General features: G+C 39.3%; 7 protein-coding genes and 2 pseudogenes. 7 read left to right on the top strand and 2 right to left on the bottom strand.

Annotation, left to right across the window (positions count from 1 at the left end; all coding sequences use genetic code 11):
- The first annotated feature begins 78 nt into the window (after window positions 1-78).
- From merR to FD47_RS15730, 4 genes and pseudogenes are all read left to right on the top strand, one after another.
- A complete protein-coding gene (gene merR, locus FD47_RS12565; protein WP_001863748.1) occupies window positions 79-471 on the top strand; it encodes an Hg(II)-responsive transcriptional regulator in 393 nt (130 codons plus the stop codon).
- Window positions 472-499: 28 nt separating this feature from the next.
- Window positions 500-2,395, top strand: coding sequence for a mercury(II) reductase (gene merA, locus FD47_RS12560; protein ID WP_082402665.1), 1,896 nt, complete (start codon window positions 500-502; stop codon window positions 2,393-2,395).
- Between the two features lie 159 nt (window positions 2,396-2,554).
- Window positions 2,555-3,877 carry an ISL3 family transposase gene (locus FD47_RS12555; protein WP_054736232.1) on the top strand — a complete coding sequence of 441 codons (1,323 nt, stop codon included), beginning with the start codon at window positions 2,555-2,557 and terminating at the stop codon, window positions 3,875-3,877.
- 31 nt (window positions 3,878-3,908) lie between these two features.
- Window positions 3,909-4,058 (top strand): annotated as a pseudogene (locus FD47_RS15730) (IS30 family transposase); the annotation flags it as partial.
- A gap of 9 nt (window positions 4,059-4,067) precedes the next feature.
- Here FD47_RS15730 and FD47_RS12550 read toward each other — a convergent pair.
- Both FD47_RS12550 and FD47_RS12545 read right to left on the bottom strand, forming a co-directional pair.
- Complete coding sequence (locus FD47_RS12550; RefSeq protein WP_003645578.1) at window positions 4,068-6,197, bottom strand: heavy metal translocating P-type ATPase; 2,130 nt, start codon at window positions 6,195-6,197, stop codon at window positions 4,068-4,070.
- A complete protein-coding gene (locus tag FD47_RS12545) occupies window positions 6,190-6,558 on the bottom strand; it encodes an ArsR/SmtB family transcription factor (protein WP_003645577.1) in 369 nt (122 codons plus the stop codon). Before FD47_RS12545 ends, FD47_RS12550 begins: the two co-directional genes overlap by 8 nt.
- A gap of 205 nt (window positions 6,559-6,763) precedes the next feature.
- Here FD47_RS12545 and FD47_RS15385 point away from each other — a divergent pair.
- The 3 genes and pseudogenes from FD47_RS15385 (at window position 6,764) to FD47_RS12525 (ending at window position 8,953) form a co-directional block, all read left to right on the top strand.
- Window positions 6,764-7,775 (top strand): annotated as a pseudogene (locus tag FD47_RS15385) (IS30 family transposase).
- Window positions 7,776-7,899: 124 nt separating this feature from the next.
- Entirely contained in the window at window positions 7,900-8,244 is a 345-nt protein-coding gene (locus FD47_RS12530; RefSeq protein ID WP_126043855.1) for a hypothetical protein, read from the top strand.
- 103 nt (window positions 8,245-8,347) lie between these two features.
- A complete protein-coding gene (locus FD47_RS12525) occupies window positions 8,348-8,953 on the top strand; it encodes a recombinase family protein (RefSeq protein WP_033615032.1) in 606 nt (201 codons plus the stop codon).
- Window positions 8,954-9,238: the final 285 nt, after the last annotated feature.

Below are 9,238 nucleotides of genomic sequence, written 5' to 3'. Positions count from 1 at the left end.
CGTATTTGGAGGACTTTGTCTTCAGTCTGGAACGTGTACTATGGTACACGGTTTATAATATTCGTGGGGTGAAATAAGATGATTTATCGCATTAGTGAGTTTGCAGATAAATGTGGAGTTAATAAAGAAACGATCAGATATTACGAGCGAAAAAATTTATTACAAGAACCTCACCGAACGGAAGCTGGTTATCGGATATATTCATATGATGACGTTAAGCGTGTTGGGTTTATTAAACGAATACAGGAACTTGGTTTCTCTTTAAGCGAGATTTATAAATTACTTGGTGTTGTAGATAAAGATGAAGTTCGTTGTCAAGATATGTTCGAATTTGTTTCTAAAAAACAAAAGGAAGTGCAAAAACAAATAGAGGATTTAAAACGAATTGAAACTATGTTAGACGACTTAAAACAACGATGTCCAGATGAAAAGCAATTACATTCGTGTCCAATAATAGAAACATTAACATGAGAGATTAATTAACGAAAGGAGCTTTTTTATGAATAAATTTAAGGTAAACATTTCAGGAATGACTTGTACGGGTTGTGAAAAACACGTAGAATCAGCACTTGAAAAGATAGGTGCTAAAAATATTGAGTCTAGTTATCGTCGAGGTGAAGCAGTATTTGAACTGCCCGATGATATTGAGGTTGAAAGCGCAATAAAGGCGATTGCTGACGCAAACTATCACCCGGGCGAAGCAGAAGAATTTCAATCGGAACAAAAGACGAATTTATTGAAAAAATATCGGCTGAACGTTGAAGGAATGACCTGCACTGGTTGTGAAGAACATATTGCGGTTGCTCTTGAAAATGCAGGTGCAAAAGGGATTGAAGTAGACTTTCGTCGCGGAGAAGCACTGTTTGAACTACCGTATGATGTAGACATTGACATCGCGAAAACAGCGATTACTGACGCACAATATCAACCGGGCGAAGCAGAAGAAATACAAGTGCAATCGGAAAAAAGGACAGATGTAAGTTTAAATGATGAAGGTAACTATGATTATGATTACATCATCATCGGTTCTGGTGGAGCTGCCTTTTCATCTGCCATTGAAGCCGTTACTTTGAACGCAAAAGTGGCTATGATTGAGCGTGGAACGGTGGGTGGAACTTGCGTTAATGTCGGATGCGTTCCTTCTAAGACCTTATTAAGAGCAGGGGAAATCAATCATCTAGCAAAAAATAATCCATTTGTGGGATTACACACTTCGGCTTCAAATGTTGATTTAGCGCCATTAGTAAAACAAAAGAATGATTTAGTAACCGAGATGCGAAATGAAAAATATGTGAATTTAATTGATGATTATGGTTTTGAATTAATAAAAGGTGAAGCAAAATTCGTAAATGAAAATACAGTTGAAGTAAATGGCAATCAAATCACAGCCAAAAGATTTTTAATAGCTACAGGTGCTTCTTCAACTGCACCTAATATTCCCGGATTAGATGAAGTAGATTATTTAACAAGCACTAGCTTATTGGAATTAAAGAAGGTTCCAAATCGTCTTACCGTAATTGGTTCAGGATATATCGGCATGGAATTAGGACAACTATTTCATAACCTCGGGTCAGAAGTCACTTTGATTCAAAGAAGCGAGCGTCTATTAAAAGAATACGATCCTGAAATTTCAGAAGCCATTACTAAGGCCTTAACAGAACAGGGAATTAATTTAGTAACAGGTGCAACCTATGAACGAGTTGAGCAAGATGGAGACATTAAAAAAGTTCATATTGAGATAAATGGTAAAAAGCGAATTATTGAAGCAGAACAATTGCTAATTGCCACTGGAAGAAAACCAAATACAGAATCATTAAACTTACATGCAGCAGGCGTTGAAGTTGGTTCCCGTGGTGAAATTGTCATTGATGATTATCTTAAAACGACCAATTCCCGAATTTATTCAGCTGGAGATGTCACTCTCGGTCCCCAATTTGTTTATGTAGCTGCTTATGAAGGTGGACTTGCTGCTCGTAATGCAATCGGAGGACTAAATCAAAAGGTCAATTTAGAAGTGGTTCCAGGCGTTACGTTTACTTCTCCATCGATTGCAACGGTTGGTTTAACGGAGCAACAGGCAAAAGAAAAAGGATATGAAGTGAAAACATCGGTATTGCCGTTGGATGCTGTTCCAAGAGCGCTCGTTAATCGGGAAACAACAGGTGTTTTCAAATTAGTGGCAGACGCGAAAACATTGAAAGTGTTAGGGGCGCATGTAGTGGCAGAAAACGCAGGAGACGTAATTTATGCAGCAACATTAGCTGTGAAATTCGGTTTAACTGTTGGAGATCTGAGAGAAACGATGGCTCCATATCTAACAATGGCAGAAGGATTGAAGCTGGCTGCCCTAACTTTTGATAAAGATGTTTCGAAATTATCTTGCTGTGCAGGCTAAGGGAACTTTTTTACAACTCCCTATTCAAGTGAACCAGCTAATGCTTTAAGGGATTTTCTAAGTGCATTTGTGGTCACAAAAATAATTTAACACTGATGATTTCGACATCAAATCTATAATTGATACCTTAACACCGCAGAGTAATAAAGGATGAATAATATGTCAGACTTATTATCCCTACCAGACATTAAAACAATAGAGCCGCCACAAGAAAATGAAACCGATATGATGTTTAAAGTTGAAGCAGTCGGACCACCTGAACGTTGTCCTGAATGTGGTTTTGACAAGTTGTACAAACACAGTTCAAGAAATCAACTAATTATGGATTTGCCCATTCGTTTAAAGCGAGTGGGCTTACAATTGAACCGTAGACGATACAAGTGTCGTGAATGCGGATCTACCTTCTGGGAACGCCTAATATCTGTAGATGAAAAGCGTAGTATGACCAAAAGGCTTTTAAAGTCCATTCAAGAGCAATCCATGTCTAAGACCTTTGTAGAAGTCGCAGAAAGCGTTGGTGTTGACGAGAAAACCATTAGGAACGTTTTTAAGGACTATGTGGCACTCAAAGAACGTGAATACCAGTTTGAAACTCCTAAGTGGCTTGGGATAGACGAGATACATATTATCCGTAGACCTCGGCTTGTATTGACTAATATTGAACGCAGGACTATTTATGACATCAAGCCTAACCGTAACAAGGAAACAGTCATCCAACGTCTCTCAGAAATCAGTGACAGGACTTACATTGAGTACGTCACAATGGATATGTGGAAGCCCTACAAAGACGCAGTGAACACTATCCTTCCACACGCTAAAGTTGTCGTAGATAAGTTTCATGTAGTTAGAATGGCTAATCAAGCCTTAGATAACGTCAGGAAGTCTTTGAAAGCTCATATGAGCCAAAAAGAAAGACGTACCCTTATGCGTGAAAGTTTTATCCTTCTAAAGCGTAAACACGATTTAAATGAACGTGAATCATTCCTCTTAGATACTTGGTTAGGTAATCTTCCTGCTTTAAAAGAAGCCTATGAACTCAAAGAAGAGTTTTACTGGATATGGGATACTCCTGATCCAGATGAAGGTCATCTTCGTTATAGTCAATGGAGACACCGTTGTATGTCCAGCAACTCTAAAGACGCATATAAAGACCTCGTGAGAGCCGTAGACAACTGGCATGCCGAAATATTCAACTACTTTGATAAAAGGCTCACTAATGCTTATACGGAGTCAATTAACAGCATTATTAGGCAGGTAGAGCGAATGGGTAGAGGTTACTCGTTTGATGCCTTACGAGCCAAAATCCTTTTCAATGAGAAGCTCCATAAAAAGCGTAAGCCACGATTTAATTCAAGTGCTTTCAATAAGGCTATGTTATACGATACTTTCAATTGGTATGAAGTGAATGATCACGACATTACAGACAACTTTGGTGTCGATTTTTCCACACTTATTAAGAATTTGGAGAAGGGTGATTTATAAGCCCTTTTCCACCATAAAATCCGAATACCCTTTTTATCCTAAAGGGACTCGTTTTGAGCACATTAGTGCTCAAGATTTAACGACGACGTTACTCCAAATTAACCAGCGACCGCTTAAAATACTCGACTGGCAAACACCGTATCAGGTTATGCTGACAAATTTGTCCAAAAATTCGGATTAAATTTGCAATCTACCCTTTAACCTTCAATAGTCGTAAACTGTTTAGTGTAACAAGTAACGTTGCTCCCATATCGGCAAAAATTGCTATCCATAAAGTTAACCAACCAGGCATAACTAATAGTAATGCTACTAATTTAACGGCTAAAGAGAAGGTAATGTTTTGTTTGATAATTGCTAAAGCCTTACGGCTTAATTTGATAGTATATGGCAATTTGCTTAAATCATCAGCCATTAAAGCAATATCAGCCGTTTCTAATGCAGTATCCGTTCCAGCACCACCCATTGCGACACCAACTGAAGAAGCTGCAAGTGCTGGTGCATCATTAACACCATCTCCAACCATTCCTACACTTTGATGTTTTCCAAGAAGTTCTTTAATGAAATTCAGCTTATCCTCTGGTAATAAATCAGCTTTAATATCCGAAACACCGACTTGTTTTCCAATTGCTTCTGCGGTTCTTTGATTATCACCAGTCAGCATTACTGTTTCAATTCCGATATGATTCAATTTACTAATAACTTCTTTTGATGTTTCTCTCATTTCATCTGCTACGGCAATTAACGAAAGAATTTCTTTTTCCGTTCCTAAAACCATTACGGTTTTTCCTTCTGTTTGCATACGAGTAATTCTTTCTTTGATGGTACTTTCAATTGTTTGATGTAATTCTTCAAACAGATTTGGACTTCCTACATAATACATTTCGTTATTTACTTTTGCTTTTACACCTTTACCTGTAATAGATTGGAACTCTTCAACCGAAACACCATTTAAATTCAATCCATTTTCTTCTGCTTTTCTTACAATGGCTGAAGCAAGTGGATGTTGTGATCCTTTTTCAATGGCTGCTGTAACTGTAAGCAATTCATTTTCATTTCCACCATACGTCACGATGTCTGTTATAGCAGGAATACCTTTTGTTAATGTTCCTGTTTTATCAAAAGCAATGGCTTTTAAGTGTCCTGCTTCTTCTAAATGGATACCACCTTTAATTAACACACCATTTTTTGCCGCATTCCCTATTGCAGTAACTACGGCAACTGGAGTTGAAACAACTAAAGCACACGGACAACCAACTACTAACACAGCTAAACCTTGATAAAGCCATTGGCTCCAATCTCCACCGAATAATGGAGGAACAACTGCAATTAAAAGAGCTAAAAGCACAATAGCTGGTGTATAGTATTTCGCAAATTTATCGACAAATGCTTGAGAAGGTGATCGTTCTGCTTGAGCTTCTTCTACAAGATGAATAATTTTTGAAATAGTAGTATCTTCATCTCGTTTTGTTACTTTAACTTCAAGTAACCCTTCTTCATTCAATGTTCCTGCAAACACTTCATCATCAATTGTTTTTGTTACTGGAACACTTTCCCCAGTAATAGCAGCCTGATTTAGTGTAGATGTACCTTTAATAACTAATCCATCCATTGCTAATTTTTGACCAGGTTTTACAATCATAATGTCTCCAACTTGAATATCTTCAACGTGAATCATCATTTCTTCATTTCCACGCCGAATTAATGCTTCTTTTGGGGCAATATCCATTAATGATCCAATAGATTGACGAGCTTTATCCGTTGAATAACGTTCTAACGCTTCACTGATAGCGAATAGGATAACAACTGTTGCGCCTTCACCCCATTTACCAATGATCGCAGCACCTATAATAGCAATCGTCATGAGCGTATTCATATCGAATTTTAATCTGCTTAGATTTTTAAGACCTTTAATAAACAGTGTATATCCACCAATTAAAATGGATGCTGCGTAGCCGATCATTGGAAGAAGATGTTCTTCTCCTAATTGCTCGCCCAAAAACCAACTAATCACAAGTAATAACGCTGAAATATAGACCTTAATGTTTTCTTTTTGCTTCCAGAAAGGTTCACGCTCTACCTTTTGTTCTTTTTCATCCCGAACTTTTAAATTTTCAAATGCTCCTGCTTTTTCTAGTTCCTCAATTGTTGTATTTCCTTGAACATAAACTTTAGAGGCTCCAAAATTCACTTTCGCGTCTTTAACTCCTGGTAATTGTTTCACATTGTTTTCGAAGATGCCTGCACAATTGGTACAAGTAAATCCTTGAACACGATAGGTTTTCATTTCTTCTTCAGATAATTTTGCTTGTTGATCAGACATTGGCTTTCACCTCATTTTTATGAGCTAAAGTAATAAGTATTAACTGTTTGATATATTCATTATCTAGTGAATAAAACGCCAATTTTCCTTCTTTTCGATACTTCACAATCCCTTGTTTGTGAAGGGTTCGTAAGTGATGGGACGCTGTTGCAACAGTGGAACCAATGATATTCGCAACGTCACACACGCATAACTCCCCATCTTGGCATAAGGCATAGGTAATTTTTGCCCTATTTTCATCTGCAAGTGCTTTAAATAATTGGGAAACACTAGATATATCTTCTTTTTGTAACTCTTCTCGTATTCGATTGACTTTTTTTTCGTCATAACAATAAATTTCACAAGTATCTTTATTACTCAACATCATCACTCCATTATCATTCAAATATTCATTTGAATATATTATACCCCTTTTTCCAAAACATTGAAATACTTATTTGAATGTTTTGTAGAAATAATCGTTTCTCCAGTTTACAATTCAAGTGCAACACCCTGACGACTAGACCATAAAGGCCATGAAGACCTATTCTTGTTAGTGCTAGCTAAACAAGAAAGCAGGAATCTTCATGACCCACTCTCAGACTAATACCCACAAGCATTACCAACAACTCAGTTTTAGCGACCGTGCTACAATTCAGGCCCTTCAGGCTGCTGGCGACACCGCGACCGTGATTGCACAGAAGCTTCATCGCAGTAAAGCGACAATCTCACGAGAAATCACGCGTGGATCTGTAACTCAGCTCGACTCGAAGCGTCACTCGCATCAAGTCTATCTTGCGGAAACTGCCCAAGCCATGCACGACCGTAAACGCGATAGAACCGGTCACTACGCCTTTCTTAAGACCGGCCGTGCGTTCTTCAAGGCTCTCGCCAGGAAGCTTACTCGTAGCGCGTACACAGCGTTGATAGCTTCGTACACTTCTATCGCGACCAGGGCAAGGCTTGCCCTTCAACGACAACTGTGTATCGCTACATCGACGCCGGGCTGCTTGAGCTAGACAACATGACACTTCCCAAGAAGCTCCGACGCCGCATCAAAGGCTATAAGAACGCCCACAAGCGCAAGAATAAGAAGAATACGGCGACTCAATCGAGTTGCGTCCTGCGGCCGTGAATGACCGCACAGGCGTGGGACATTGGAAAGGCGACTTGGTCAAAGGTATTCGCTTAGCTGATGAGCCAGCATTAATGACGCTCACAGAACGGTACAGCCAGACTGAGATCATCGTCAAGATTCCTGACTATCATGCGGGCACCTGCCTTAAAGCCTTGCAGGACACGATCGACGACTACGGGGCCAAGGAATTTGAGAGTATCACTTTTGACAATGGTTCCGAGTTTGCCAAGTTATCAGAGATTGTTGGAACCCAGATTTACTTCGCACATCCGTACTCGCCTTGGGAGCGTGGCACAAACGAGAACGCCAATGGACTGCTTAGGGAATTCTTCCCGAAAGGGAAGTCTCTCAGAGCAGTTACCCTGGTTGAAATTCAAGCAGTCCAATCCGCACTGAACCATCGTCCCAGACGTATTCTGAACTATCTTCGCCCATGCGATTACTACCGATGCATGGCGTAACAGCCTAGACCACTATCAAGAATTCGTTATCATCGTTGCACTTGACTTAAAAATTGAGGAACTAATTTATCCGAAATATATGCAGTTAAATAATAGTCCACAAGTTTGCCGATTATTAGAGATTTTGAAAGCAGATAGTTGCAAAGCTTATGTAAAGCCAATTGACTTTACAAAATTATTTACAGAGTGCTTTTTTGTAACTGCTTCCCAAATCAATCCCCGAATTAAAGCACAACATGGTTATTTTATGTTTCAGCCCTTTCTTGAAACAACTTCTATTTCTACAATTCAAAATATGATAACTCAGCAATACGAACCTCAAAAAATAATTGTTCCAGCTACCTATAAAGATTTGATCCAAAAAGAATTAAGGCATCTAGGATATTCACGAGAAACCTTATTTCCAGATGAAGAAGCATTAGGTGTTAAATACAGTGAAACAATAAATTCAATTAATAATTCTCACTGAGCGCTTTACGGCCACTAGGGTATGCCCTATTGGTCTTTTTTATTTTTGTGCTATACTAGGAATTACAAGTGTTCATTAGAACTGTCCAAAAGGAGAATTGGAAATGGCTAAAATCGGTTATGCTCGTGTGAGTTCCAAGGAGCAACATTTAGATCGACAGTTAGCGGCTTTAAAAGACGTTGATAAATTATTTACGGATAAACTAAGTGGGGCGAATACTCAGCGGCCGGCTCTGCAAAAGCTGTTGACCTATATTCGCGATGGGGACATTGTCCTGGTCACGGAATTAGATCGCTTGGGACGGAATAATCAAGACCTAACTAAGATTATGAACACCATCCAAGCCAAGGGTGCTACCTTAGACGTCTTAAACTTACCCTCCATGACCGGAATAGCGGATCCCAACTTACGGCAACTGATGACCAACCTGATTATTGAACTCTATAAGTATCAAGCCGAAAGTGAACGGAAGCGGATTATTGATCGGCAGCAACAAGGCATTGCGCTAGCCAAACAACAGGGCAAGTATCATGGTCGCAGACCCCAATATACCCAAGACGATCCCCGCCTGCAGCATGCCTTTCAACTCTACCAAACCGGTATGAGTGATGCAGACATCGCCAGAACGACCGGCATTAAACGGACCACCTTTATTCGCTACCGGAAAAAGTATGGGGTTCAACGACCGGAACGATTCAAAAGTCATTAAGGGCGACTCCGGCAAGCTTTAGCCAGGGAATTTAAAATTTCATTTGCTCATTAACAGTTTGCTTTTGCTGGTAATTAAGAAGTAACGATTTAACCGCGACTTAATGACCTCAAAGCTTTAGTTATCTTGGTTGAAGGTGATGGGGCCAAATAACTTTCGAGTTAGGATACCTGCCGAAAATAAACTGATGATAATAATGATAATTTGGGCAATGCTGTCCTCTGACAAACTAGTATGAGACACAAAGGGCATTAGGTGTGGCCGTCAAGTTCAACTGATCCAATT

This window comes from Lentilactobacillus parafarraginis DSM 18390 = JCM 14109 (assembly GCF_001435895.1).
Taxonomy (GTDB): domain Bacteria; phylum Bacillota; class Bacilli; order Lactobacillales; family Lactobacillaceae; genus Lentilactobacillus; species Lentilactobacillus parafarraginis.
Note: the sequence above shows the minus strand (reverse complement) of the source record. Positions and strands in the feature narration are given on the sequence as shown.